The organism is Neorhizobium sp. S3-V5DH (genome assembly GCF_004343065.1).
In the GTDB taxonomy this organism is placed as follows: Bacteria; Pseudomonadota; Alphaproteobacteria; order Rhizobiales; family Rhizobiaceae; genus Neorhizobium; species Neorhizobium huautlense.
The window spans coordinates 74,018-99,733 of sequence record NZ_SMCL01000009.1 but is presented as its reverse complement, the minus strand read 5'-3'; the positions used below and the strand labels follow the sequence as shown (position 1 = coordinate 99,733).

Sequence of the window (25,716 nt, the reverse complement as noted above, 5' to 3'; positions counted from 1 at the left end):
AGACGCGCAGCAAAAGCAACGGGATCGCGGCTATAATGTGTCTGATATCGTTAAAGCGCAGTCCCAGTCTTCAATATGCCGTCGGGCGCACTGATCCCACCGGCGAGAGGGGCGCTCGCAAGACGACCATAGCCAGAGCCGTTCACGAATTATAAGCTTGACGGCCAGATCCGAAGCCATATAGTTTAAACTTAAAATAATTAAGTGGTGAACTGTCAGGAGGACTTGGATATGCGCATCGTCTGTATCGGTGGCGGCCCAGCCGGCCTCTACTTCGCGCTCCTGATGAAGAAGTTTCATCCCGAGCATTCGATCTCGGTGGTCGAGCGCAACAAACCTTACGACACGTTCGGCTGGGGCGTGGTGTTCTCTGACGCCACCATGGTGTCGATGAAGGCCTGGGACCCGGAAAGTGCCGCCGAAATCGAGGATGCATTCAATCACTGGGACGATATCGAACTGCTGTTCAAGGGCACGCGCCAGCGCACGTCAGGCCACGGCTTCGTCGGCATCGGCCGCAAGAAGCTCTTGAACATCCTGCAGCGCCGCTGCGAGGCGCTCGGCGTTGAACTGGTTTTCGAGACGGAGGCCAACGGCGATATCGACTATCCGGATGCGGACCTGATCATCGCTTCCGACGGCTTCAACTCGAAGATCCGCAACCGTTATCCGGAAGTTTTTGAGCCGGATCTCGTTGTGCGCCCGAACCGCTATATCTGGCTCGGCACCAACAAGCTGTTTGACGCCTTCACCTTCGATTTCCGCAAGACGGACCACGGCTGGTTCCAGGCGCATATCTACAAGTTCGACGACAAGACCTCGACCTTCATTGTCGAGACCACCGAAGAGGCCTACGAAAAGCACGGCCTTGGCCAGATGGACCAGCAGGGCTCGATCGACTTCTGCCAGGACCTGTTCTCGGAAGTGCTCGAAGGCTCCGAACTGATGACCAATGCGCGGCATCTGCGCGGATCCGCGTGGCTGAACTTCAACCGCCTCATCTGCGGCAAGTGGAGCCATTTCAACGGCAACTCGCATGTCGTGCTGATGGGCGACGCCGCCCACACCGCCCATTTCGCGATCGGTTCCGGCACCAAGCTCGCCATCGACGACGCGATCGAGCTCACCAACCAGTTCAACAAGCTCGGCCATTCCAAGGACAAGATCCCGGCGGTTCTCGATACCTACGAGGAAATCCGCCGCGTCGATGTCGCCCGCATCCAGAATGCGGCCCGCAACGCCATGGAATGGTTCGAAGTGGTCGGCCAGCGTTATGCCGATACACTGGAGCCGGAACAATTCATGTATTCGATGTTGACCCGCTCCCAGCGCATCAGCCACGAAAACCTTCGCCTGCGCGATCCGAAATGGCTGGAAGGTTACGAGCGCTGGTTCGCCGGGAAAAACGGCATCGACGTCAGCGGCAACGGCCGCACCCTGCCGCCGATGTTCACGCCCTATTCGCTGCGCGAAACACATCTGCCGAACCGCATCGTCATGTCGCCGATGGCGATGTATTCCGCCAAGGACGGCATGCTGGACGATTTCCATCTGGTCCATCTCGGCTCCCGTGCGCTTGGCGGCGCCGGCCTCGTGTTTGGGGAAATGACCTGCGTCTCGCCGGATGCCCGCATCACCCACGGCTGCCTCGGCCTTTGGAACGATGAACAGGCGGCGGCCTGGAAGCGTTTCGTTTCCTTCGTTCATGAGAATTCCGCCGCCAAGGTCGGCATCCAGCTTGGCCATGCGGGCCGCAAGGGCTCGACCAAGGTCGCCTGGGAAGGCATCGACCAGCCGATCGAAGAGGGTGGCTGGCCATTGATCTCGGCTTCGGCACTCCCCTACCTCAAAAGCAGCCAGACCCCGAAAGCGATGGACCGAGACGATATGGATCGCGTCAGGGCGGATTTTGTACGGGCGGCTGGATATGCGGCCGAAGCCGGCGCCGACTGGCTGGAACTGCACTGCGCACACGGTTATCTGCTCTCGAGCTTCCTCTCGCCGCTCACCAACATCCGCACCGACGAATACGGCGGCAGCCACGAAAACCGCGCTCGCTATCCGCTCGAAGTCTTCCGCGCCATCCGAGAAGTCTGGCCAGACGACAAGCCGATTTCCGTCCGACTTTCCTGCCACGACTGGTTCGAGGGTGGAAACACACCCGAAGACGCCGCCATCTTCGCAAAAATGTTCAAGGGAGTGGGAGCCGACCTGATCGACTGCTCCTCCGGTCAGGTCTGGAAGGAAGAAAAGCCGGTCTATGGCCGCCTCTTCCAGACGCCCTTTTCCGACAAGATCCGCAACGAGATCGGCATCCCGACCATCGCCGTCGGCGCGATTTCCGAGGCCGACCACGCCAACTCGATCATCGCCGCCGGCCGTGCCGATCTTTGCGCCGTCGCCCGCCCGCATCTCGCCGACCCCGCCTGGGTTCTGCACGAGGCAGCCAAGATCGGCCTGACCAGCATTCCCTGGCCGAAGCAGTATTATTCCGGCAAGGCGCAATACGAGACCAACCTCGCGCGCGCTGCGGCAGCGGCTGCCCCTCCGGCCGCCGGCCCGACGGCTGCAGCGAAATAAGGATCACGTCATGACCGAAGCGGCCCCGGCCAGGCTTGCCAACCGCCACGCCCTCGTCACCGGCGCGGGTTCGGGCATCGGCGCGGCGATCGCGACGGCGCTGGTGGAAGCCGGCGCGCGGGTGACGCTGGCGGGCCGGCGGACCGAACCACTGGAGGCGCTGGCCGAAAAGCTCGGTAAGAATAAGGTCTGCGTCGCCGACGGTTTCGACGTAACCGACGAAATCGCCATCGACAACGGCCTCAAGACAGCCCGCGCTGCCTTCGGCCCGGTCGATATCCTCGTCAACAATGCGGGAGAAGGCCCGAGCGCGCCCTTCGAAAAGACCTCGCTGGAGATGTGGAACCGGGTGATGACGGTCGACCTCACCGGCGTATTCCTCATGACACAGGCCGTGCTGCCGGATCTCAAGGCTTTTGGGTCAGGCGCCCGCATCATCAACATCGCCTCGACCGCCGGGCTCACCGGTTATGCCTACGTCTCTGCCTACGTGGCCGCCAAACATGGCGTCGTCGGCCTCACCCGTTCCCTGGCGCTGGAGCTTGCCAGGACCGGCATCACCGTCAACGCCGTCTGCCCCGGCTTTACCGACACACCTCTGATCGCCCGTTCGATCGAAACAATCGTCGCCAAGACCGGACGGACGGAGGAGCAGGCGTTGAAGGAATTTACCAAAAGCAATCCGCAGGGGCGGCTGGTGAAGCCGGAGGAGGTCGCGGACACGGTTCTGTGGCTGGCATCGCCCGGAGCTGCATCAATCAACGGACAGGCAATCGCGGTTGCCGGTGGGGAGGTATTGGCAGGATGAGCGAACAGGCTTCGATGGCGGGACATCTCCGCCCCTTCAAGGACTACCAGCCGAAGCACTTTCTCTGGGAAGTGAGCGAAAATGACCGCGTCGCGACCATCCGCCTGAACCGGGCCCAGCGCAAGAACCCGCTGACCTTCGAAAGTTATGCGGAATTGCGCGATCTTTTTCGCGATCTCGTCTACGCCTCCGATATCCGCTCGATAGTCCTGACCGGTGCCGGCGGCAATTTCTCCTCCGGTGGCGACGTCTTCGAGATCATCGAGCCGCTGACCCATATGGCGATGCCGGATCTGCTGGCCTTCACCCGCATGACCGGCGACCTCGTCAAGGCGATGAAGAAGTGCCCGCAGCCGATCGTCGCCGCCGTCGACGGCATCTGCATGGGCGCCGGGGCGATCCTTGCCATGGCCTCCGACATCCGGGTGGCGACGCCGGAAGCCAAGACCGCCTTCCTCTTCACCCGCGTCGGCCTTGCCGGGGCGGACATGGGCGCCTGCGGGATCCTGCCGCGCATCATCGGCCAGGGCCGCGCCGCCGAGCTTCTGTTCACCGGCCGCACGATGAATGCCCGCGAAGGCGAGGCCTGGGGCTTTTTCAACACGATCCATCCGGCCGATGTCTTGGAAGCCGAAGCCGTGAAGCTCGCCCATTCGCTGGCCGACGGCCCGTGGTTCGCCCACACGATGACCAAAACCATGCTGAACCAAGAATGGGCGATGGGCATCGACGAGATGATCGAATCGGAAGCCCAGGCCCAGGCGATCTGCATGGCCACCAAGGATTTTCGCCGCGCCTTCGAGGCCTTCGCCGAAAAGCGCAAGCCGGTCTTCGAGGGCAACTGATGACCGCGCCAACGACGCTCAAAGGGCCGGCACGCGATTTCCTCGACTGGCCGTTCTTCGACGAGAGCCACAAGGTGCTTGCTGAAAAGCTCGACGCCTTTGCGGCGTCAGGCGCGCTGAGCCATATCGACCATTCGAATACCGACGGCGCCTGCCGGGCGATCGTCAAGGCGCTCGGCCAGGCAGGCCTTCTGGATGCCGCGACCGGTGCCGGCGGCAGCCGGCCGATCGACAGCCGCGCCGCCTGCCTGACGCGCGAGACGCTCGCCTGGCACGACGGGCTTGCCGACTTCGCCTTCGCCATGCAGGGCCTCGGCACCGGCGCGATCGGCCTCTCCGGCTCCGAGGAGCTGCGCCGCACGGTTCTGCCGAAAGCACAATCCGGCGAATGGATCTCCGCCTTCGCGCTCTCCGAAAAGGAAGCCGGCTCGGACGTCGCCGCCATGGCCTGCGCGGCCCGCAAGGACGGCGACCATTATATTCTCGACGGCGAAAAGACCTGGATCTCCAACGGCGGCATCGCCGATGTCTACACCGTCTTCGTCCGCACCGGCGAGGCCCCCGGCACGCGCGGCATTTCCGCCTTCGTGGTCTTTGACGACGATCCCGGCTTCTCGATCGCCGAGCGCATCGACGTCATCGCCCCGCATCCGCTGGCAACAATCCGTTTCGAGAACTGCCGCATTCCGGCTTCGCGCCTGCTCGGGGCGCCCGGCGAAGGTTTCAAGATCGCCATGCGGACGCTCGACATCTTTCGCGCCTCCGTCTCTGCCGCGGCGCTCGGTTTTGCCAAGCGGGCGCTCGACGAAGCCGTTGCTTATGCGAAGAACCGACCGATGTTCGGCAACCACCTTTCCGACCTGCAGCTCACTCAGGCCGCTTTCGGCGACATGGCGGCTGAGATCGATGCCGGAGCACTCTTGACCTACCGCGCCGCCTGGCGCCGCGACGTACAGGGCCTGCCGACCACCAAGGAGGCCGCGATGGCCAAGATGGTGGCGACCGAGAATGCACAAAGCGTCATCGACCGCGCCGTGCAGATCTTTGGCGGTCGCGGCGTAAAAAGCGGCGAGATCACCGAAAGCCTCTACCGGGAAATCCGGGCGCTGCGCATCTACGAAGGCGCGACCGAGGTCCAGAAGCTCATCATTGCCCGCGAACTTCTGAAGGCGTGAGGAACGATCATGGCTTACACGACCTCCCGCCGCCTGAACTTCGGAGATTGCGACCCCTCCGGCATCGCCTATTTCCCCTCCTACCTGAACATCCTGGTCGGGGTTTGCGAGGAGTTTTTCGGCTCGCTCGGCGCGCCATGGCCTGACATGATCACCGACCGCAAGATCGGCGTGCCGACCGTAACTCTGGACGTCGCGTTCAGGAGCCCCGGTTACCACGGCGATATGATGGATTTCACCGTTAAGGTCATCCGGATCGGCAACAGCTCCGCCGATCTCGAATACGAAGTACGGGTCGGCGATCGGCTGCTCTGGACGGCGAAGCAGCGGCTCGTCGCCACCTCGCACGAAACCCATAAGGCCCTTCCTTGGCCGCACGATATGCGCGCAGCGCTGACACAGCATTTGGAGAACGATGATGCACACGATTCTGCAGCCTGAAGGCTGGGCAAAACCGATCGGTTACGCCAACGGCGTGGCCGCCAGCGGCCGCCAGATCTTCGTCGGCGGGCAGATCGGCTGGAATGGCCAATGCCAGTTCGAGACCGACGATTTCGTCGGGCAGGTGAAGCAGACGCTGCAGAATGTGGTCGCCGTGCTGGCCGAAGCCGGCGCAGGACCCGAGCACATCACCACCATGACTTGGTATTTTACCGACAAGGCCGAATACCTCGGCAACCTCAAGGGTATCGGCCAGGCCTATCGCGAAATCATCGGCAAGCATTTCCCCGCCATGGCCGCCATGCAGGTCGTGGCGCTGGTGGAAGACCGCGCCAAGATCGAAATCCAGGCGACCGCCGTCATTCCGGCCTGAGGCAATCATGAACGAGACGATCGAATTTTCCGCCACGGTTTCCGCGACGACCCGCAACGGAGTTCTGGTCGTCACGATCGACAACCCGCCGGTCAACGCGACCTCCGTCGATGTCCGCAGCGGGCTTGCGAAAGCACTCGCCCACGCAGAAGCGGTCGCCGAGGTGACCAGCGTCGTGATTACCGGTGCTGGAAAGACATTTGTCGGCGGCGCCGACATCAGGGAATTCGGCACGCCGGTCATGGAGCCGACCCTGCCGGCGGTCATCGAAAAGATCGAGAACCTGTCGAAACCGGTCGTGGCTGCCCTGAATGGCGCAGCACTCGGCGGCGGTCTCGAAGTCGCACTTGCCTGCCACTACCGCGTCGCCGCACCGGCCGCGCAGGTCGGCCTGCCCGAAGTCAAACTCGGCATCGTCCCCGGCGCCGGCGGCACGCAACGCCTGCCGCGCCTGATCGGCATCCCCGCGGCGCTCGACCTGATCACCTCGGGACGCTCGGTGAAGGCCGAGGAGGCCCTGAAACTCGAGATCATCGACGTGGTAGCCGCAGAGGATCTCGTTGAAGCCGCAATATCCGCTGCTTCGGCATTGGGCAGCAAACCACTCCGCCGCACCGGCGAGTTGACCTTAGCCGCCGCCGATCCCGCCGAGATCGAAAAGGTCTCTGCCAAAATTCTCGCCAGGGCACGCGGCCAGAAGGCGCCGGCCGAAGCGGTCCGGCTTGTCACCTCGTCCAATCGTCCCCTTACCGAAGGCCTGGCGGATGAACGCGCCACGTTCCTCGCACTCCGCGACAGCAGCGAGGCAGCCGCCCTTCGTTATGTCTTCTTCGCCGAACGGGAGTCCTCCAAGGTCGAAGATCTGGAAGGCGTCCAACCTCGCCCGGTGAACACAATCGGCATCTGCGGCCTTGGCCTGATGGGCAGCGGCATTGCCGTTGCCGCCCTTGGTGCCGGTTATTCGGTGATCGGCCTCGACCAGACCGCCGAAGCCGCCGAAAAGGGCAAAGAGCGCATCATCGGCCTGCTGGAACGCAACGTCGCCTCGGGCCGCCTCGATCAGACCGGCTTCGAAGCCCAGAAGGCACGGCTTTCCGTGACTGCGACGGACCCCGAGCTTGCTCCCTGCGATCTCGTCGTCGAAGCAGTGTTCGACGATCTCGCCGTCAAGACCGACCTTTTCCGGCGCCTCGACAAGGTCATCCATCCGGATGCGGTGCTGGCAACCAATACCAGCTACCTGAACCCGGACGAGATTGCCGCCGCGACCGCCCATCCGCAGCGGGTGCTCGGCCTGCATTTCTTCTCGCCCGCCCATGTGATGCGGCTCCTGGAGGTCGTTCGCTGCGCCGAAACGGCGCCGAATGTGCTGGCAACGGGGCTGGCGGTTGCCAAGAAACTGCGAAAGCTGCCGGTCGTCACAGGCGTCACCGAAGGCTTCATCGGCAACCGCATCTTCTCTGCCTATCGCCGCGAAGCCGAATTCTTGCTGGAAGACGGCGCCCTGCCGCACGAGATCGACGCCGCGCTGGAAGACTACGGCTTCCCGATGGGCCTTTTCGCAGTCTACGACATGGCCGGCCTCGAAATCGCCTGGGCCCGCCGCAAGCGGCAGGCGGCGACCCGCGATCCTTCCGCGCGTTATGTCGAAATCGCCGACACGCTCTGCGAAGCGGGCCGCCTGGGCCAGAAGGCCGGCCGTGGCTGGTACGCCTATCCGGATGGCAAGCGCACAATCGATCCGGAGGTCACCGCAATCATAGAAGCCGCTCGGACCAAAAAAGGCATCACACCCCGTACCTTCCCGAGAGAAGAAATCCTTGGTCGCTTGTTGAGCGCTATGGCTGCGGAAGGAAAGGCCCTGCTGGCTGAGGGCATTGCGAACCGTGCCAGCGATATCGATCTCGTAATGATCAACGGCTATGGCTTTCCTGCCCACAGGGGTGGACCAATGTTCCTCAACGGCTGAGGAGTCCAAGGTCACATCTGCCAGAGCGCCTTTTCGCCGCAGAAGGCCGCCGAACCTCATGCATGTTTCGTTGTCACCTCGGCTTCGATCTGTCACATATTTCGACAACAGCATCGCCCGAGTGGGCCACAACGACCTGACAATCCAGGAATTTCATGATGAGGATACCCCCTTCCCGTCAAGCGACCATCGACAAGGCCGTCAGCTATGTGGACGACGGTTCCTTTGAAGCCACGCTGCGTGAGCGGGTCATGATACCCTCGGCAAGTCGCGTTGCCGCCAATCGGCCGGACCTATGGCATTACGTGACAAAGGACATGCAGCCCTTCTTTCAGCGCCTCGGTTTCACCACCAAAATCTATGAAAACGAGATGGCCCCAGGGCCGTTCCTACTCGCTGAACGCATGGAGAATCCGAGCTACACGACGGTCCTGCAGTACGGCCATGGCGACGTGGTCGCCGGACTTGCGGGCCAGTGGGACAATGGCCTCTCGCCCTTCGAGATGACCGAGAGAAATGGTGCCTGGTATGGCCGTGGCACCGCAGACAACAAGGGCCAACATACGGTAAACCTGGCTGCAATCGAGGCGGTGTTGGCAATCAAAGGTGCCCTCGGCTTCAACCTGAAATACCTGATCGAGATGGGCGAAGAGTCCGGCTCGCCCGGCCTGGGGGAGATATGCGCCGCGCATGCCGAGGAGTTGAAGGCTGATGTGTTCATCGCATCCGATGGACCCCGGCTCTCATTTGACCGGCCGACGATATTCCTTGGCGCCCGAGGCGGCATCTCCTTTCATCTGGAAATCAACACGAGAGAGACGTTTCAGCACTCGGGCAATTGGGGCGGTCTTCTTTCCGACCCGGCTATCGAACTTTGCCATGCGATCACAACGCTCGTGGATCGGGCCGGCCGCATCCAGGTGCCCGAGATGACACCGGGAATGATCCCCGAAAACGTCCGGGTAGCCTTAAAGGACTGCCACATCGCACCCGCCGACGGCGACCCGCCAGTCGAACCTTGGTGGGGAGAGCCGGGCCTGACGCCGGAGGAAAAGGTCTTTGCCTGGAGTTCCTTCGATGTCATGGAGATGGAATGCGGCAATCTCGCTCAACCGCTCAATGCCATACCGCCCAGGGCAAGGGCGCGGGTCCAGCTACGTTTTCCGGTAGGCGTTGATCCGGATGCGGTCATCCCCGCCGTCCGCAAGACATTGAAGGCGGCCGGCTATGACCGGGTGGTCGTCAAAGACCCGACAGATGCTACCTTCCGCGCAAGCCGCCTGGACCCGGATCACCCTTGGGTAAAGCGGGTCGCGGCATCCATTGAGAAGACGCTGGGTGCACCACCCGCGATCCTTCCCAACCTGGGAGGCTCGCTGCCCAACAACGTCTTCTCGGACCTGCTCAGACTGCCGACGATCTGGATTCCACATTCTTATCCAGGTTGCTTGCAGCATGCGGCCAATGAGCATCTGCCGATATCCATCGTCAGGGAAGGGTTGGCGATCATGGCGGGACTTTACTGGGATATCGGTTCAGACGCCGTCTGAGCATATAGTTGGATGTATTCCTTCGTTACTTGAAGTAAGTCGCCGACGCTCGTGCAGACCGATGAGTACGGCCGAGCGTGCAACCAAGGGGAATGCACCGCTCCCCATGATCATGGCTGGTCTGGCGGGATGATTTACGCGATAGTCCCGCAGGGCATCAAATGGGCGGAGAGGAATTCAAGTGTCATCCGTACGGTCGAATGGGGGTACCGGCAATCCGGTATCGATTCTGATCGTCGAAGACGACGCGCCGACCCGTTGGCGCATCAGCGATGCACTGTCGCGCGAGAGCGAATTCAGCGTTGCAGAGGCGGCAACCCTCGGCGAGGCCCGTCAGATCGTCAACGCTTCCGTGCCGGACGTATTGCTGACCGATCTCCAGCTTCCTGATGGGAACGGGATGGAGCTGATCCGTGAGGTGAAGCAACGCAACGGCACCACCGAGATTATGGTGATCTCCATACTCGGCGATGAGGAGAGCGTCATTTCCGCAATTCTGGTGGGCGCAAACGGCTATCTGCTGAAGGATGCATTTCCGACGGACATCGCCGATACGGTGCGAAACCTGTTGCGGGGTCATTCGCCGATATCGGCGTCGATCGCCCGCTTCATCGTGAGGCGCACGCAAGGAGGGCCGGGCACCAACTCTCGTGTCTCCGACCTCAACACCGCGAAACTCACCCGCCGCGAGATCGATATCCTCTGGGGCATCGCCAAAGGCTTCAGCTATGCGGACATAGCCGATCATCTTGGGATATCGCGGCAAACCGTTCCGGGTTATATCAAGAACATTTATCGCAAGCTCGAAGTCAACACCCGCGGCGAGGCAGTATTCGAGGCTCTTCAGCAAGGGCTGATCAAATTGTAGAAACAATTTTTAATGACCGATACTTTAACCATTGCTCGCCCGCGGGATCTGAGGCTGCCGACCTATCTCGGTCTGCAGCTCATTATTATGGCTGCGTGTATCTTCCTCCTACAGTTGGATCCACCCAGACCGCCGGCACAATACCAAGTGTTGAGCGCCGAACTTCGCCAGGACGAAGCGGTTTGGCTGGCAATCGCCCTGCCTCACCGGCACCAGCGGACAAGGACCGACGCGCCGCCTTTCATCTACAGAATGAGCTTTGAACGCGCACCCACGGAAGCATCGCAACCTTGGGCGATTTTCCTCCCCAGATTTACCAGTGGGGTGGAGGTGGCGGTCAATGGGGCCACAATCCTGGATAGCCGCCTCAATCCGACCGCTGGACGCGTGGATCGCAACATTCCAGCCATAGCCCCTATTCCATCCGCACTCCTGCGGGACGGGCCGAACGAAATTACACTGCGGCTCTTCGTCTGGGGGCCACTCACGGGATACCTGGACACTATCTATGTCGGCCCGGATACAGAACTGAGGTCTTCGTACGATAAGCGGATGCTCCTGTTCCAGACAATCCCGCTCATCCTGGCTGCCTGGCAGGGAACTGTCGGTGCGATCCTCGGTTTTATATGGCTCAGCAGGCGCCATGAACACGCCTATGGTTGGCTTGCGGCGGCTATGGCGGTGGGGGTTATCCAACAATTCATCCCTTTCCCCACCCATCAGATATTGCATGGCTTTCTCGGCGCATCGGTCCCGCTGGAAAGCGCTCTCGTGCTCCATTTCGCAGCGCGTTTCACTGGCCTTAAGGTCTCGTCGCGGCTGGGATGGTTCGTCTTCCTTCCAAGCCTGATCATCTTGGCAGCCAGCGCGATTGGCGATCCCGAAGTCGTCAGAACAACCTATATGTTGCTGGGACCCGCAAGCATCGGCGTGTTCGTTGTACTGACGGCTGTCATTCTTGGCTGGTCTGCGTTGTTCCGAAGCGAACGAAGCAGCTTTTTCCTCGGATCGACGCTCACTGCAGTCCTGGTTTTCTGGGTCCACGATGCGCTGACCGTGCTCGATGCACTGCCGGGCGAGCGTATATTTCTCGGTCGTCTCTCCTACTCGGTAGTGCTGATTGCAATCGGTATCGGCCTCACCCTGCGCGTGGTCCAGGCCTTGAACCAAGCTGACGATTTTGCGGGCCGCCTGTTCAGGCAGGTCCGGGACGCGGAGGAGAAGCTGCGCGCCAGTTTCGCGCGCGAGGAGGAACGATCCCGCAAGGAAGCATTGGCTGCGGAGCGAACACGCCTGATGCGCGATCTGCACGACGGTTTAGGGGGGCAGCTCGTCAGCATCGTCGCGCTCGCGGAACAGCAACATGGCGGCAGCGCAACAGTGATAGGAGACGCGGCGCGTGCCGCACTGAAAGACCTACGCCTCGTCATCGATGCCATGGAGGAAATCGACGGCGACTTGATGCTGGTACTCGGCTCATGGCGCGAACGCATTTCGGCACAGCTACGCGCACACAGCATTCAACTCGAATGGCAGGTGCTGACGCCGGGTGGTCTGCCTATTTTTCCGGGGTTACGGCCGTGGCACGTGATCCAGGTGATCCGCCTGCTCGATGAAGCGGTCACCAATGCCGTGAAGCACTCAGGGGCCAAGAAGCTCCGGGTTATCATCGAGACCATTCATGATGTCCCTGAGGAGGCAAGCGGGCGGATCAGCGTCGAAGATGATGGCAGCGGGTTCGACCTCTGCATACCGCGCGTCGCTGCCTCACCGGCTCATCCGCGGACAGGGCGGGGACTTCTGAACATGAAGAGGCGCGCCGAGCTGTGCGGCGCACTTCTTACCATATCCTCCGGACAGCAAGGTACGAGGGTAAGCCTGATCCTGCCCAGTCACTTCGGTACGACGCCTTCTGCCGATGACAGGGATGGCGCTGCAGGCGAGCGGCACTGACCGGCATAGGACCTGCCGTCCAAGACGGACAGGTCATACGCCGTCCTATCGTCTGCCTACCCGGTTAACTGGGCCGCCCCGATTCATCGGTGTTCCGACGACGCCCACGCCCGGAGCCCCAACGCGGGGAGCGACAGCAACGGGATGGGGCCGACATCCAACCGGCACGCCGGGTGCAGTGCAATAGATCGCGGTCGCCGTCCTCGGACGAACCACGCAGCCCACGGGAACGCCGGGCGCGGTGCAATAGATCACCGCCGCAGCCGGCGGTCGGACCACGCAACCCTTGGGGATACCTACCGCTTTGCAATAGACCACGGCCGATGCCGGTGCCGGCACCAATCCGGCGATCGACAACGTCGCTAGATAGACGAACGCCAATCCGGCGCGCACGGGACCCGTTTTGCGACCCATCATCTTCCTCCTGTCGAGACCTTCAGAGCCCAAGCCATCCTGAGCGTGAACCTCACCATGCGGAAAACCGTGACGTCGGGACATGCCATGTTCATGGGGTGGCTCGGAAAGTGTTCTCAGGATATTCCGCTCCGGTTCAAACTCGATCACCGCGCATTGGAGAACCTGAAATCGCCGCGGCTGGTTGGAGGAGTCGGGGGTGATATGCAATCGACTGGAGTATCGAGAGGGGGATCGCTCCCGTGAGCGCACCGCCTCAACTGGTGGCGTCAGAATTCGGCTCTCCGCTGCAATTGATTCAAGCCTTTGCCGATCGGCTGGAAGCTGAACTCGTTGCGGCCATACTGGCGTTTCCCCGCCTGCCCGAAGACATTCTCCGGACATTCCAGTCGAACGCCGGGCATGTTTCCGCTCATCTAACCGCAACGGCGACAATCAGTTGTGCGGCGATATTGGCCTTTGCAACGGTTGCCCATCTGCTTCGCGACAGAAGACAGGCTGCGGCACGCGAACGGCTGCCCTTCATCGGCATGCTCAAGCTCATGGGATGGGATCTGCTGCCGCTGATTGCCGCTATCGTCGTCGCACGCCTCTTGCTCGTGCGCTGGTTTGGCTTTGCCCCGGGCGAAGCGACGTTTCCCGTGGATCTTGCCGGGGGAATGATCAGATGGTTGGCAACCCTGACGTTGATGGGCGTGATATTTCGGCCGAATATCTCGTCGCTCAGGCTCATAGCGCTCGATGACGAGGGCGCCCAGAAGGCCGTCTGGTATGGCAGCGCCATCCTCGCCGTCGGGCATCTGCATGCCGTTGTGCTCGAGGCCGCCGGCCGCAACGGATTGCCTCTTGATTCCGTCAAGCTCCTGACCTTCACGATTTCTTCCGCAATGCTGGCCGGCACTTTCCGGCTGTTCCATGTCCTGCGACAGCATGGGCTTCGGCCGGAACTCTATCTGTTCGGCATTTGGCTTGCCCTCCTCACCCTCCTGTTGTGGACATGGGGCTGGATTGCCGACGACTTCGATCTCTATCGAGGCATCAAGGGCACAATTGCCGCCACCTTTGTTACGCTTGTTTTTGATCGAACGCTGGCGCTCAGCATTGCGTTGTCGCGCCGCCCCGCAACCATGCGCCTGCTATTTGTCCTGCGCGTAGCGATCGACAGCATCGCCATCGCGGTAATGTTGCGCGTCATCGCAGAATATTGGCTCGTAGGGACCTTCGGCTTCGTCACACCAGCAGACTGGCCGCATTTTTCGCGACGCCTGACATTCGCTTCCGTCGTGCTGGTGGTCGCTGCCTGGCTTGGGGCTGCCACGCATGTCTGGATCGAAGCACAGATGACGCCACCAGAAGCCCTAGAAGCCGCAGCGGCGAGGGAAACACGACAGGCGCGGCTTTCGACAGTTCTGCCTGTGGTTCGGTTCACGGTCCTCGCATTGATTGCATGCGTATTCTCTTTGATCGCACTCTCCGCCCTTGGCATCGATATCACGCCGGTTATGGCTGGCGCGGGCATCCTCGGGCTTGCGATCAGCCTTGGCTCGCAGGCCCTGGTCAAGGATATCATCAACGGCATTTTCTGCATGCTGGATGACGTATTCCGGCTCGGAGAGATGATCGAAATCGGCGATGTCCGAGGCAGAGTTGAGCAGATCAAGCTCCGGAGCCTCCGGCTGCGCGATGACGATGACCGGTTGCATACGATACCGTTCGGAGAAATTGCGACGGTGGCCAGCTACAGCCGCCGCCTGTCGAGCGTCACCGCGACCGTTCCGGTCGCGAGGCTCCCGAACAGAGCGGACCAGGAGCGATTTTCCCGGCTCGCTGCGGCAACAATCCGTAGCGAACCGGTCATTCAAGCCGCGCTAATCGGCAAGATCAGCACCACCGCGATGAATGATGAACAGGAGCCTGGCGGGCGGCTCCTGTTGTCCTTCCACATGTCCCGCCCTGTTGCGCTGCATTCGGAAGCGTTGATCGCCAGCCTCGTCGAAGAGGCGATCGGCGACGCGGGCTTGGATAAGCTGCTGACCGGGAAGGTGAATGTCTTTGTTTCCGATGTGCGGGAGGCAAATGGCTCAGTCCCCGTCCCCTCGCCACGAGCGTCTACACCATGAACATGGGATAGCCTGAGCGGCAAGCCTTGATAAACCTTCAGCCGCCTGAAGTTCCGTATTCGCGGACGTTCGGCCACTGAATATGGGGGAAGCCAACATGCTGAAGAGGGCCCGTCTTGCGACGGCAGGGCGACGGGGCGCCATAGCGGATCGCCTTTTGAAGAGACCCGACCCAAGGCTCTCGGCTCGGGCGATCAACGGCAGACGCCGGCGCCAGCATGGAGCCGCCGCCATCGTGCCAATGCTTGTCATTGCAGCGATGAGCAGTTGCAGCACGCCGGACGCCGGCGTGCTGATTCCGCTGAAGAGTGGGGCTGATGTAAGTTGGACAAAAACGATTTTGGCGGTCACGACGCGCCGGGCTGCAGAAAAAAGCTCACCCGGTTTCCTCTTCAGCGGAGAGCGCGACAATCGCGTCCATTTCCTGAGCCTGACCATCTCAATGCCACCCCAGCGGGAACCAGGCACCCTGCCTGTGGCTGATGATCACCCGGATCCGAAAAAGGACATCGCTCTCGTCTCCTCAGAAGAGCTGAGCTATTCCGATTTTATCGCGCAAGCGAAAGCGTGGCCCTCCGCTGATCCAGTAGCCAAGCCCCGAGCTCTCGTCTTCACACACGGATACAGTACCCGCTTCGATTCCTCGGTCGTGCGCTTTGCCCAGATCGTCGAGGATACCGGCTTCCAGGGCGTCCCCATCCTCTTCAGCTGGCCTTCACGCGGGCTGACCGCCGCTTACGGATATGACAAAGATTCCGTCAACTTCAGCCGCGACACCATGCAGCAGCTTCTCGAGACGCTGACGTATGAGCCCGCACTGGGTGGCGTGGATATGGTCGCCCATTCAATGGGCGGCTGGCTCACGATGGAAACGCTCCGCCAGATCGCCTTATCGAAAGGGGCGAAGACCCTGGACCGGATCGGAACCGTCGTCCTCGCCGCGCCCGACGTAGACATGGATGTTTTCAGGACACAGGTCAGCCAGCTTGGACCGCTTCGTTCCCGCATTCAGATCTACGTATCCCAGGACGACCGTGCGCTCAGGATCTCCAGACGCCTGTTTGGCGGCAAGATCCGTGCCGGTGAGAATACCGATATCGTGCAGTTTGAAGAGCTCGGCATAACGGCCCACGACATTTCCGGCGTGAAGGGTGGCATCGGCAAGAACCACGGCAAGGCATTCGGTGACGATGCCACCATTGCCGGCATCGGACGAACGCTCGCCGATGGAACCCGCAGCAGCCCGCTTCTCAATGGCTTGGAAACGATCGTGCTCTCCGTTCCCAGACTCGACAATGCCCTGCTCTCCGCTTCCGCGGCGGCGGGACACCGCTGAACGCCGCCCAATCTCGGGTGACGAACGATCAACCGCAAACGACACCAGGAGAAATGCAATGTCTGTAATCAGAACTCTTTCGCCGGCTTTTGCCCTTGCCGCTGCTCTTGTTACCGCACTTCCGGCGGCCGCTCAGGAGCAGGCTTTCCTTACCGCAGATAAAAGCGGTGACGGCTCGCTTACGCAGACCGAATTCAAAACGTTCGTGGATACGATCGCCCAATCAGGAAAGCCGATTGCAGCCAAAATCAAGGCCTCCGGCCGCTATGGGCTCGCCTTCGGCCGCATTGACAAGAACAAGGATGGCCTCGTCTCGGTGGACGAACTCTCATCGCTCAAGTGATCGGCTGACGTAACTGCATCGGGAATCGAAACCATGTGCCGGTCGACAACTGTATTTGCGATCCTGCCTCTCCTTTGCATGCTCAACGGCATCGCCGCCGCACAGGAGGTTCAGAGGAAAGTCGTCGCGCAATCGCCGACGCGCCAACAGGTGACGCGATATCTTCATTCGACCGGCACATTGAAGGCGGTCAACGCCGTCGATCTTGTCGCCAGGGTGTCGGGAACGCTTGAAAAAATCAACTTCGAGGATGGCGCACGCGTGCGCAAGAACGACATCGTCTTCGTGGTCGAACAGGAGCCTTACCGGATCGGTCTGGCGTCAGCCGAAGCGGAACTTGCCCAAGCGCAAGCCAATCTGCAGCAGTCGGATGCCAATCTGATCCGGCAGGAGGCGTTGTCCAAACAGCAGGTGACCGCCCAGGCGGCGCGCGAATCTGCTGTCGCGCAGAATGAGATTGCCAAAGCCCAGGTAGCCGCTGCCGAAGCGAAGGTCCGCAGCGCACAGCTCAACCTCAGCTACACCGAGATCCAGGCCCCGTTTGACGGAATTCTTGCAGCTCGCGCAACCGACATCGGAGCGTATGTCAACGCGGCATCGGCTCCGAAACTAGCTGCCCTCGTCCAGCCCGATCCAATGCATGTGCTTTTCTCTGCCAACGAACGGCAGGTCATCGAAATTCGCAAGGCGCTGGCAGAACGGAATATGACGATCGGCGATCTTAGCAAGATCAGAGTGGAATTTGGCCTCCAGGCCGAGGAAGGATACCCCCACTCCGGCAAGCTCGACTACATCTCTCCCGAGATAGACCCCGCTTCGGGAACTATGACCGTGAGGGGCATCATCGATAATCGTGACTACCTTTTTTCCTCGGGCATGTTCGCAAAGGTTCGCATTCCGCTTGCGACCCATACGGCGTCTGTCGTCCCGGAAACCGCCGTCGGTAATTCGCAGCAGGGGCGGACCGTTCTTGTCGTGAATGCGGATAATCGGGTTGAACTGCGCAAAGTGGTCGTCGGCGAAAATGCAGGAGCCGGTTCCCGGGAGATTGTGGAAGGGCTCTCCGACAAAGACCGCGTTATCGTCCAGGGAGCTGCAGGTGTGCGGCCCGGCGAGACGGTCACGGTGGTCGAGAAACTCCAGTAATTCCACCCTACAGGCTTGCTATGATCGCCAAGTTCTTCATCGATCGACCGATTCTTGCCAACGTCATCGCCATTCTGACGATGATTCTCGGCATCGTGGCGCTAACGCGGCTGCCTGTATCCCAGTATCCCGATGTGGTGCCGCCATCGGTCCAGGTCACCGCTCGTTATCCCGGCGCCAATGCCGAGACCATTGTTCGCGACGTGGCCCTGCCCATCGAACAAAAAGTCAATGGTGTCGAAGGCATGCTCTATATGCAGTCAACCGCGACGAGCGATGGGTCCTATACGCTCACCGTCACCTTCGCGATCGGCACCGATCCGGACCAAGCGCAGATCCTGGTGCAGAACCGGGTGGCAGGGGCCGTTCCCTCGCTACCCGACGCAGTGCAGGCTCAAGGAGTGCAGACCGCCAAACGTTCGACGGCAATCCTTGCGATTGTCGCCCTCTCGTCCTCCGATCCAAGCCATGACAGTCTGTTCATGGCAAACTACGCGACGATCAACGTTATCGACCAGATTTCGCGCATCCCGGGCATTGGCAACGTGGTTGTCTTCGGCGCCGGACAATACGCGGTCCGCATCTGGATGGATCCGGAACTTCTCGCCGCCCGAAGCCTCGTTCCGGCCGACATCATCAACGCGATCAACAGGCAGAGCCGCTCCACGTCGGCGGGACAACTCGGTCTTCCGCCGGTGCCGCAGGGTCAGAGTTTTCAATATACCCTCAGGCTCGATTCCAGGCTGACCGATGTACCCGCGTTCGAAGACATCATCGTCCGCGTGTCGGATGGCGGGCAAGTGATAAGGCTGCGCGATGTGGCGCGTGTGGAGCTGGGTGCCCAGCAATACAACCAGGACTTCTCGATGGACGGCCGGCCGGCCGCAGGGCTCGCGCTCTTCCTGTTGCCGGAAGCTAACGCCCTTGACGTCATGGAGCGCGTCAACATGAAGATGGCGGAACTGTCTGGCGATTTTCCGCAAGGCATGACCCATTCCATTCCCTTCGATACCACCCGTTTCGTCTCCGCCGCGATCGACGATGTCTATCATACGCTGGCGGAAGCGGCGGTATTGGTGCTCGTGGTCATCCTGATTTTTCTTCAAGACTGGCGAGCGACCTTGGTACCGGCAACAACCGTCCCGGTCACCATTATCGGTGCCTTCGCTGCGCTCGCGATATTCGGCTTCACCGTCAATCTCTCCACCCTCTTCGCGATTATTCTTGCCATCGGCATTGTGGTCGATGACGCCATTGTGGTTGTCGAAGCGGCGGCGAAGCACATCCGAGAGGGTCATTCCCCGCGCGACGCAGCCGTTCTCGCGATGCGGGAGCTGACAGGCCCCATTCTCGGCATCACGCTTGTTCTGCTGGCCGTATTTCTGCCAGCTTCCTTTCTGCCCGGCCTCAGCGGCGAAATGTACAAGCAATTCTCGCTTGTGATAGCGGCAACAGCGCTCATTAGCGCGGTCAACGCGATGTCGCTGAAACCTGCCCAATGCGCCCTCTGGCTGAAGGCACGCCCACCCGGATACCGCAAGAACATCCTCTCTCGTGGCTTCAACAGGGTCTACGACGCGAGCGAACGCCTCTATGCCGCTATGGTGGCGCGGATGATCCGTGTCAGCACAGCGCTGACACTCGTCACCGCCCTACTGGTAGCCTTTTCAGTCTATCTTCTGTCCCGCGTGCCGACGGCTTTCCTGCCCGTCGAGGACCAGGGTTATTTTCTGGTATCGGTGCAGCTTCCGGAAGGAGCCTCTTTGGAACGGACCCGCGCCGCGCTCGAAACCGTCCGCAAGCGGATCGAGACCGCGGAAGCCGTTGAGACGGTCATCGCCATCAGTGGACTATCCGCCCTCAACAACAATGCAGGCCTCGCCAACGCCGGAATCCTCTATGTCATTCTCACGGACTGGAGCGCTCGGAAAGACGGAGAAGATCTGCTTTCTCTCTACACGAAACTCCACCAGTTGACCGCCGATCTGCCGGATGGTCAGGCGCTGGTCCTTCCGCCGCCTCCGATCCAGGGCATAGGCAACGCGGCCGGCTTTTCACTGCAGATCGAAGCGCGCGACGGCAATTTCAACTACGCGGCTCTGCAGGAGGTCGCCGCTTCGATTACCGAAGCGGCGCGGATCAACCCGGTCTTTCGCCAGGCATTCAGTCCCTTTAGGGCCGATGCCCCCCAATTCGCCGTATCCATCGACCGAACCAAGGCCGAAACGGCGGGCGTCGACATCGGCAACGCCTATGACACGGTCAGTCAGTTCATCGGCTCTTCCTACGCCGGCCAAGTCAATCTTTTCGGGCGGGTTTTCCAGGTCTACGTTCAGGCAGAGGCGGGCAAGCGGATCGAACTTGCCGACCTCCAGCAATTGAGGCTCCGGAGCGCGACCGGCCAAATGGTGCCTCTCGGCTCATTGGCGGAGGTAAAAGCCGTAAGCGGACCTTCACTGATCAGCCTTTACAATCTTTATCCCTCTGCACAAATCATCGGCACGCAGGCCCAGGGCTACAGCACGGGTCAAGCGCTGGATGAACTGGAAAGGATGACCAGCGATCTACTGCCTGGTGACTTCTCGACCGAATGGACTGCCGTCTCCTATCAGGAGCGCGAACTCGGCGGGCAGATTTACCTGGTCTACGCCCTCAGCCTCATCCTCGTCTATTTCGTGCTGGCCGGCCAATACGAGAGCTGGTACGCACCCGTTTCGGTGATCGCCACGGTCCCTCTTGCGCTGATCGGCACAGCGGCCACGCTTCTGGCCGCCAACGCTGCCGTCAATCTCTATACCCAAATTGGTCTCGTGTTGCTGATCGCACTTTCTGCGAAAAACGCGATTCTCATCGTCGAAACGGCGCGGCATATAAGGCTGACTAGAGGCAGAACGATCCTCGAGGCCGCAGTGGATGCCGCTCGCAGCCGCTTCCGTCCGATCCTGATGACGTCAATTGCCTTCATTCTCGGGGTGGTGCCCTTGGTGCTTCAGACCGGCGCAGGTGCCAGTGCCCAGAAGTCCATCGGCATCGCCGTGCTGACCGGCATGCTTGGTTCCACATGCTTGACGGTTGTCTTCGTACCGTCCTTGTTTGTGGTGATGCAGCGCCTGGAAGAAAAATTCAATCGAAAGCGCCATTTCCTTGCAAACGACTCTGACACCGGGGGCAGCCGACCAATCGCCGGCAAAGTCTCGACGCAACATGAAAACTGCGTCGAAACTCGCAAAGGCGGTATCTAGTTTCTTTCCGGCTGGTAGCCGAGCCCGGTGGAGGCAGCAAGCCCCGCCGCGCGCAAGAGCTCGACATATTCGGATTTCCGGCTTTCATCGAACCGGAACATCGGAAAGGAAATCGACATCGCCGCGACCGGTTTTCCCAAGTAGTTGAAGATCGGCGCCGCCATGCACCGCACGCCCGCCTCGCTCTCTTCCACCTCCTCGGCAAAGCCGCGGCTGCGGGTTATATGCAGTTGTTCAAATAGTTCCTGCGGATCGGTGATGGTGCGCGGCGCGAGCTTCGTCAGTTCCATCTTGTTGATCCGCTCACGGATCTCCTCGTCGTCCCGCCAGGCAAGAAGGGCTTTTCCCAGAGAGGTGCTGTGCAACGGGTTGCGTAGCCCCAGTGTCGATTTCATCGAGAGACTGTAGGCGGAATCGTATTTGTGAATATAAACCACCTTTTGATCGCGGTCGTCGAGAATGCCGAGATTGATGGATTCGCCGGTTGCTCGGGAAAGTTTTCCCATCGCCGGGTCCGCCACACGCAGCAGGTCGGTCTGCTCGGTCAGCGAACGGGCCCCGAGGCTGAAGAGTTTCAGCGTTAAGCCGTATTTTTCCGTCTCCGCATCCTGCTCCACATAGCCGAGATCGACCATGGTCTGCAGCAGGCGATGCGCCGTGGTTTTCGAGGTCATGGCTCGTTGGGCGAGATCCGCAAGGCTCACCTTTTTCCCCTCGACCAAGGCCTCCATCACGGCAAAGACCTTAAGGACGGCAGCGACATTTTCGGTTTTCGAGTGCAGCTCTGACATCGCTTGTTCTATTTTTTTCGAAATCTCATTCTGGAATTTAGAGAAACCGATGTCAAGATAGACAGGCGGCACCCGGAGGCTCCGTCAGGAAGCAGACTGCAGCAGAAAAACATGGTTGAAAAGCCAGCAGGAGTGTGATTTCCTAAAATCCGGAATAACGTTCCGAATATTTTAAAGGAGGCTTCCGGATGCATCCGCTGCTGCGGCAGAAGCAACACCTGATCCAGCGCAGTGATGTGTGCAGCCTTATCGATCGGCTAATTGACAACCTTGTCCATATCGAGGATCGCACCGGCGAATTTCTCCTGCGTCTCGATGACGGCCGCGTTATCGACACCAAGGGCTGGGCGGGTTGGGAATGGACCCATGGCGTCGCCCTTTTTGGACTTCTCAAATATTGGCAGCTGACCGGCAACCAGAAAGTGATGGATATCATCGTCGATTGGTTTGAAGCTCGGCTTGCTGAAGGAACGCCCACGAAGAACATTAATACCGTCGCACCGTTCCTGACGCTTGCCTATCTCTACGAGATGACGGGGGATTCCCGGTGGCGGCCATACCTGGAAACCTGGGCCGAATGGGTGATGTACGAGATGCCGCGTACCCGCGAAGGCGGGCTGCAGCATATCGTCTATAACAGCGTCAACGATCAGCAGATGTGGGATGACACGCTGATGATGAGCGTGCTGCCGCTTGCCAAGATCGGCCTTGTGCTCAAGCGGCCGGAATTCGTGGAAGAGGCAAAATACCAGTTCCTGGTCCACGCCCAATATCTCTCCGATACGGAGACCGGCCTCTGGTTCCACGGCTGGACGTTCGACGGCAATCATAATTTCGCCCGGGCTCGCTGGGCACGCGGCAATAGCTGGATCACGATCGCCATTCCGGAATTCATCGAGCTCCTGGATCTTTCCGAAAACGACCCCGTCCGCCGTCACCTGGTGTCCTTGCTCGGCCGGCAGGCAGCCGCGCTGAAACTGCACCAGCATCCATCGGGCCTGTGGCACACGCTGATCGATGATCCGTCGAGCTATCTGGAAGCCTCGGCGACTGCCGGCTTCGCCTATGGCCTGATGAAGGGCGTGCGCAAGCGGTATTTGGGCATCGAATATCTGGAGACCGCCGAGCAGGCAATGAAGGGCGTGATCGATAACATCAGCCCCGACGGAGAACTTCAGCAGGTATCTTTCGGTACGGCGATGGGCGGCGATCTCGATTTCTATCGGCAGATCAAGCTGACATCCATGCCCTACGGTCAAGCGATGGCCATGCTCTGCCTGACCGAACTTTTGCGCAGCTTCATCTAGCAAGCTGTGCGGACAAGAATGAAGCGTATCCGGCAGGAGGAGCCGTCACGCAAACATGAACGACCGCAACGAATCCGGTGCCGAAAAGGCGCTCCGGATTAGAAGGAGGAGGATGAAATGACCAAACTGACAAGACGTGCCGTGCTGAGCACCATCGGAGCGGCGGCCGCTGCTTCTGCACTTCCAGCCACGCCGCTTTTTGCTGCCGATCGCACGATCCGGCACTATTGGTGGGGCAATCCGGAGCGAGACAAGCGCACCTTTGCAGTCATCGACACGTTCCAGAAGAAGAACGCCGGAATAAAGGTTTCGGGCGAAACGATCGGCTGGGGCGACTATTGGACCAAGATGGCGACTCAGACCGCAGGCCGGAACATGGCCGACCTCGTGCAGATGGACTATCGGTTCCTGTTCGAATACGTCCATCGCGGTGCGCTGAAGCCTCTCGATGAATTCGTCGGCAAGAGCCTGATGATCGCCGATTTCGACAAAGGCCCGCTTGACGGCGGCAAGGTCGATGGAAAGCTCTACGCCCTCAACATCGGGTCGAACAGCCAGGTGATGGTCCATAATACACGCGCCTTCAAGGAGGCCGGTATCGATGCCGACCTGATCAACTGGACCTGGGACGACTTCGGCAAGGTTTGCGAAAAGATCACCGCCAAGTCCGGAGGCAAGATGAAGGGGTCGGACGATCTGTCCCTGATGATCGAGACCTTCGAATCCTGGGTTCGCCAGAATGGCCGGGAATTTTATGGCCCGGAGGGCAAGGTCACGGCGACGGCTGAGGACGTGGCCGGTTGGTGGCAGATGTGGGCCGACCTGCGCAAGGCCGGGGTCGTCCGCGACAAGAACAAGACCGTCATTCTCGACCCGCCGATTGCGGAGTCCGGCATTGCCGTTGGCGACACTGCCATGTCCCACTACTGGTCCAACCAGATGGTCGGCATCCAGGCTGTCGCAAAGGACAAGATCGGCGCCGCCATGGTGCCCCACAAGGCTGGCGGCAAGCCTGGGCAGTTCATCAAGCCCTCGATGTTCCTGTCGCTCAGCCGCGACGCAAAGGACACGGAAGCCGCAATCGCCTACATGAATGCCTGGGTTAACGATCCCGAGATCACCGGTATTCTCGGCCTGGAACGCGGAATCCCTTGTTCGCCCAAGGTCCGCGCAGCGCTGACCCCGAAGCTGACCGAGGTGGAGAAGCTCTCCGTCGACTACTTCACCGCGATTCAGAGCAAGGTAGGCCCGCTGCCGCTGCCCGCCCCCAAGGGAGCCGGAGAGGTACGAGACGCCTTCATGCGTATCGGCACTGATGTCGTGCTGGGCAAGGCGGAAGTTGCGGAAGCCGCGGGCATGTTCATCGAGGACGCCCAGGCAATCGTCGAGCGCGCCCAGTAAGAGGCGCCGGGATATCAAGGCCCCGGTCATTCCTGCCGCCGGGGCCTCTCTTCCGACAACAAGGTCGTTTCGATGAAACGTTTTTTTGCCCGCAATGCACCGGCCTATGTGTTTCTTCTTCCATGGTTGATCGGATTTTTCCTGCTCGCTTTGGGGCCGATCCTGGCATCGCTTTATCTTTCCTTCACCCGCTATGACATGGTGAGCGCGCCCCGATGGATCGGTTGGGGCAATTACGAATATATGTTCACGCGCGACCGGCGGTTCTGGAAAGCGCTGGAGGTGACGTTTACCTACGTTGCGCTGGCTGTGCCCGCTCGCCTGATCATGGCGCTGGGTGTCGCCATGCTGCTCGACAAGGGTCTGCGGACGATCGGCCTTTACCGAGCCATATTCTACCTGCCGTCGCTGCTCGGCGCTTCCATTGCCATCGCCATCCTATGGCGCCAACTTTTCGCTGCCGATGGTGTGGTCAATCAGGTTCTGGCGATGGTGGGAATTCAGGGAGCGTCGTGGATCACCGATCCCGACACCTCGCTTTATACGCTGGTGGTGCTCGCTATGTGGCAATTCGGCTCGCCGATGCTGATCTTTCTGGCGGGCCTGCGCGGCATACCGCGCGATCTTTACGAGGCGGCGGAAATCGATGGCACACCTCGCTGGCGGCAATTCACCCGCATCACTCTGCCGCTTCTTGCCCCGGTGATCTTCTTCAATCTGGTGCTGCAGACCATCGATTCCTTCAAGACCTTTTCGAGCGCCTTCATCATCTCCAACGGCACCGGCGCTCCCGCAGACAGCCTCCTGTTTTATACGGTCTACCTGTTCAACGAGGCCTTCAAGTTCTTCCGCATGGGCTACGCATCGGCGCTAGCCTGGTTCCTGCTGGTCATCATCGCGACCTTCACCGCGATTGCGTTTTTCACGTCTAAATATTGGGTGCACTATGAAAACGAGCGCGACTGATCTGGAACTCGCCATCCAGATGGATGAGGCCGCGCGGGTGGCTCACGAGCTGCGGCTGAAACGCGACCGGCAAGAACGCAACGGTCGG

The 25,716-nt window shown here is 60.5% G+C and carries 20 protein-coding genes; 18 read left to right on the top strand and 2 right to left on the bottom strand.

Features of this window, described 5'->3' with window-relative positions; all coding sequences use genetic code 11:
* Positions 1-231 precede the first annotated feature (231 nt).
* The 10 genes from EDE09_RS14840 (at position 232) to EDE09_RS14795 (ending at position 12,562) form a co-directional block, all read left to right on the top strand.
* Positions 232-2,580, top strand: coding sequence for a bifunctional salicylyl-CoA 5-hydroxylase/oxidoreductase (locus EDE09_RS14840; protein WP_112800600.1), 2,349 nt, complete (start codon positions 232-234; stop codon positions 2,578-2,580).
* A 10-nt stretch (positions 2,581-2,590) separates the two neighbouring features.
* Complete coding sequence (locus EDE09_RS14835) at positions 2,591-3,388, top strand: SDR family NAD(P)-dependent oxidoreductase (protein WP_132411292.1); 798 nt, start codon at positions 2,591-2,593, stop codon at positions 3,386-3,388.
* Positions 3,385-4,233 carry an enoyl-CoA hydratase family protein gene (locus EDE09_RS14830; protein WP_112800605.1) on the top strand — a complete coding sequence of 283 codons (849 nt, stop codon included), beginning with the start codon at positions 3,385-3,387 and terminating at the stop codon, positions 4,231-4,233. Before EDE09_RS14835 ends, EDE09_RS14830 begins: the two co-directional genes overlap by 4 nt.
* Positions 4,233-5,408: an acyl-CoA dehydrogenase family protein gene (locus EDE09_RS14825; protein WP_112800607.1), complete on the top strand. Its 1,176-nt coding sequence runs from the start codon at positions 4,233-4,235 to the stop codon at positions 5,406-5,408. The genes EDE09_RS14830 and EDE09_RS14825 overlap by 1 nt, the downstream gene beginning before the upstream one ends.
* 9 nt (positions 5,409-5,417) lie before the next feature.
* Positions 5,418-5,849 carry a thioesterase family protein gene (locus EDE09_RS14820; RefSeq protein WP_132411290.1) on the top strand — a complete coding sequence of 144 codons (432 nt, stop codon included), beginning with the start codon at positions 5,418-5,420 and terminating at the stop codon, positions 5,847-5,849.
* Entirely contained in the window at positions 5,827-6,222 is a 396-nt protein-coding gene (locus EDE09_RS14815) for a RidA family protein (protein WP_112740622.1), read from the top strand. Before EDE09_RS14820 ends, EDE09_RS14815 begins: the two co-directional genes overlap by 23 nt.
* A 7-nt stretch (positions 6,223-6,229) precedes the next feature.
* Complete coding sequence (locus EDE09_RS14810; RefSeq protein ID WP_132411288.1) at positions 6,230-8,191, top strand: 3-hydroxyacyl-CoA dehydrogenase NAD-binding domain-containing protein; 1,962 nt, start codon at positions 6,230-6,232, stop codon at positions 8,189-8,191.
* 155 nt (positions 8,192-8,346) lie between these two features.
* Positions 8,347-9,741, top strand: coding sequence for a M20 family metallopeptidase (locus tag EDE09_RS14805; RefSeq protein ID WP_132411286.1), 1,395 nt, complete (start codon positions 8,347-8,349; stop codon positions 9,739-9,741).
* A gap of 181 nt (positions 9,742-9,922) precedes the next feature.
* A complete protein-coding gene (locus EDE09_RS14800; protein ID WP_105373116.1) occupies positions 9,923-10,609 on the top strand; it encodes a response regulator transcription factor in 687 nt (228 codons plus the stop codon).
* 12 nt (positions 10,610-10,621) lie between these two features.
* Positions 10,622-12,562: an ATP-binding protein gene (locus tag EDE09_RS14795; protein WP_132411284.1), complete on the top strand. Its 1,941-nt coding sequence runs from the start codon at positions 10,622-10,624 to the stop codon at positions 12,560-12,562.
* A 45-nt stretch (positions 12,563-12,607) separates the two neighbouring features.
* Here EDE09_RS14795 and EDE09_RS14790 read toward each other — a convergent pair whose 3' ends face one another.
* The gene (locus EDE09_RS14790) at positions 12,608-12,976 is read right to left on the bottom strand and encodes a hypothetical protein (RefSeq protein WP_105373118.1); all 369 of its coding nucleotides are present in this window, start codon (positions 12,974-12,976) and stop codon (positions 12,608-12,610) included.
* A gap of 242 nt (positions 12,977-13,218) precedes the next feature.
* Between EDE09_RS14790 and EDE09_RS14785 the strand changes: the two genes are divergently transcribed.
* The 5 genes from EDE09_RS14785 to EDE09_RS14765 all read left to right on the top strand — a co-directional run bounded on the left by EDE09_RS14785 (position 13,219) and on the right by EDE09_RS14765 (position 21,163).
* Positions 13,219-15,096: a mechanosensitive ion channel domain-containing protein gene (locus EDE09_RS14785; RefSeq protein WP_132411282.1), complete on the top strand. Its 1,878-nt coding sequence runs from the start codon at positions 13,219-13,221 to the stop codon at positions 15,094-15,096.
* Between the two features lie 97 nt (positions 15,097-15,193).
* Complete coding sequence (locus tag EDE09_RS14780; protein WP_157949062.1) at positions 15,194-16,432, top strand: alpha/beta fold hydrolase; 1,239 nt, start codon at positions 15,194-15,196, stop codon at positions 16,430-16,432.
* Positions 16,433-16,490: 58 nt separating this feature from the next.
* Entirely contained in the window at positions 16,491-16,775 is a 285-nt protein-coding gene (locus tag EDE09_RS28195) for an EF-hand domain-containing protein (RefSeq protein WP_157949063.1), read from the top strand.
* Between the two features lie 33 nt (positions 16,776-16,808).
* On the top strand, positions 16,809-17,921 hold the full coding sequence (locus EDE09_RS14770; protein WP_132411278.1) for an efflux RND transporter periplasmic adaptor subunit: 1,113 nt from the start codon (positions 16,809-16,811) through the stop codon (positions 17,919-17,921).
* Between the two features lie 20 nt (positions 17,922-17,941).
* Positions 17,942-21,163, top strand: a complete 3,222-nt coding sequence (locus tag EDE09_RS14765; RefSeq protein WP_132411276.1) for an efflux RND transporter permease subunit — start codon at positions 17,942-17,944, stop codon at positions 21,161-21,163.
* On the opposite strand, the gene kdgR is transcribed toward EDE09_RS14765, so the two are convergent.
* Positions 21,160-21,954: a DNA-binding transcriptional regulator KdgR gene (gene kdgR / locus EDE09_RS14760; protein WP_105373183.1), complete on the bottom strand. Its 795-nt coding sequence runs from the start codon at positions 21,952-21,954 to the stop codon at positions 21,160-21,162. The two genes, EDE09_RS14765 and kdgR, sit on opposite strands and share 4 nt — an antisense overlap.
* Before the next feature lie 188 nt (positions 21,955-22,142).
* On the opposite strand from kdgR, the gene EDE09_RS14755 reads away from it, so the two are divergent.
* The 3 genes from EDE09_RS14755 to EDE09_RS14745 all read left to right on the top strand — a co-directional run bounded on the left by EDE09_RS14755 (position 22,143) and on the right by EDE09_RS14745 (position 25,628).
* Positions 22,143-23,261, top strand: coding sequence for a glycoside hydrolase family 88 protein (locus EDE09_RS14755; protein WP_105373124.1), 1,119 nt, complete (start codon positions 22,143-22,145; stop codon positions 23,259-23,261).
* 117 nt (positions 23,262-23,378) lie between these two features.
* Complete coding sequence (locus tag EDE09_RS14750; protein ID WP_105373125.1) at positions 23,379-24,662, top strand: extracellular solute-binding protein; 1,284 nt, start codon at positions 23,379-23,381, stop codon at positions 24,660-24,662.
* Between the two features lie 72 nt (positions 24,663-24,734).
* Positions 24,735-25,628: a sugar ABC transporter permease gene (locus EDE09_RS14745; protein WP_105373126.1), complete on the top strand. Its 894-nt coding sequence runs from the start codon at positions 24,735-24,737 to the stop codon at positions 25,626-25,628.
* Positions 25,629-25,716 lie beyond the last annotated feature (88 nt).

Bases quoted from the DNA above. Each gene is read 5' to 3' on its own strand.
- EDE09_RS14820 (WP_132411290.1), top strand. From the start codon at position 5,418: ATGGCTTACACGACCTCCCGCCGCCTGAACTTCGGAGATTGCGACCCC.
- EDE09_RS14815 (WP_112740622.1), top strand. From the start codon at position 5,827: ATGCACACGATTCTGCAGCCTGAAGGCTGGGCAAAACCGATCGGTTAC.
- EDE09_RS14830 (WP_112800605.1), top strand. From the start codon at position 3,385: ATGAGCGAACAGGCTTCGATGGCGGGACATCTCCGCCCCTTCAAGGAC.
- EDE09_RS14745 (WP_105373126.1), top strand. From the start codon at position 24,735: ATGAAACGTTTTTTTGCCCGCAATGCACCGGCCTATGTGTTTCTTCTT.
- EDE09_RS14750 (WP_105373125.1), top strand. From the start codon at position 23,379: ATGACCAAACTGACAAGACGTGCCGTGCTGAGCACCATCGGAGCGGCG.
- EDE09_RS14795 (WP_132411284.1), top strand. From the start codon at position 10,622: ATGACCGATACTTTAACCATTGCTCGCCCGCGGGATCTGAGGCTGCCG.
- kdgR (WP_105373183.1), bottom strand. From the start codon at position 21,954: ATGTCAGAGCTGCACTCGAAAACCGAAAATGTCGCTGCCGTCCTTAAG.
- EDE09_RS14765 (WP_132411276.1), top strand. From the start codon at position 17,942: ATGATCGCCAAGTTCTTCATCGATCGACCGATTCTTGCCAACGTCATC.
- EDE09_RS14825 (WP_112800607.1), top strand. From the start codon at position 4,233: ATGACCGCGCCAACGACGCTCAAAGGGCCGGCACGCGATTTCCTCGAC.
- EDE09_RS14805 (WP_132411286.1), top strand. From the start codon at position 8,347: ATGATGAGGATACCCCCTTCCCGTCAAGCGACCATCGACAAGGCCGTC.
- EDE09_RS14790 (WP_105373118.1), bottom strand. From the start codon at position 12,976: ATGGGTCGCAAAACGGGTCCCGTGCGCGCCGGATTGGCGTTCGTCTAT.
- EDE09_RS28195 (WP_157949063.1), top strand. From the start codon at position 16,491: ATGTCTGTAATCAGAACTCTTTCGCCGGCTTTTGCCCTTGCCGCTGCT.
- EDE09_RS14770 (WP_132411278.1), top strand. From the start codon at position 16,809: ATGTGCCGGTCGACAACTGTATTTGCGATCCTGCCTCTCCTTTGCATG.
- EDE09_RS14780 (WP_157949062.1), top strand. From the start codon at position 15,194: ATGCTGAAGAGGGCCCGTCTTGCGACGGCAGGGCGACGGGGCGCCATA.
- EDE09_RS14755 (WP_105373124.1), top strand. From the start codon at position 22,143: ATGCATCCGCTGCTGCGGCAGAAGCAACACCTGATCCAGCGCAGTGAT.
- EDE09_RS14835 (WP_132411292.1), top strand. From the start codon at position 2,591: ATGACCGAAGCGGCCCCGGCCAGGCTTGCCAACCGCCACGCCCTCGTC.
- EDE09_RS14810 (WP_132411288.1), top strand. From the start codon at position 6,230: ATGAACGAGACGATCGAATTTTCCGCCACGGTTTCCGCGACGACCCGC.
- EDE09_RS14840 (WP_112800600.1), top strand. From the start codon at position 232: ATGCGCATCGTCTGTATCGGTGGCGGCCCAGCCGGCCTCTACTTCGCG.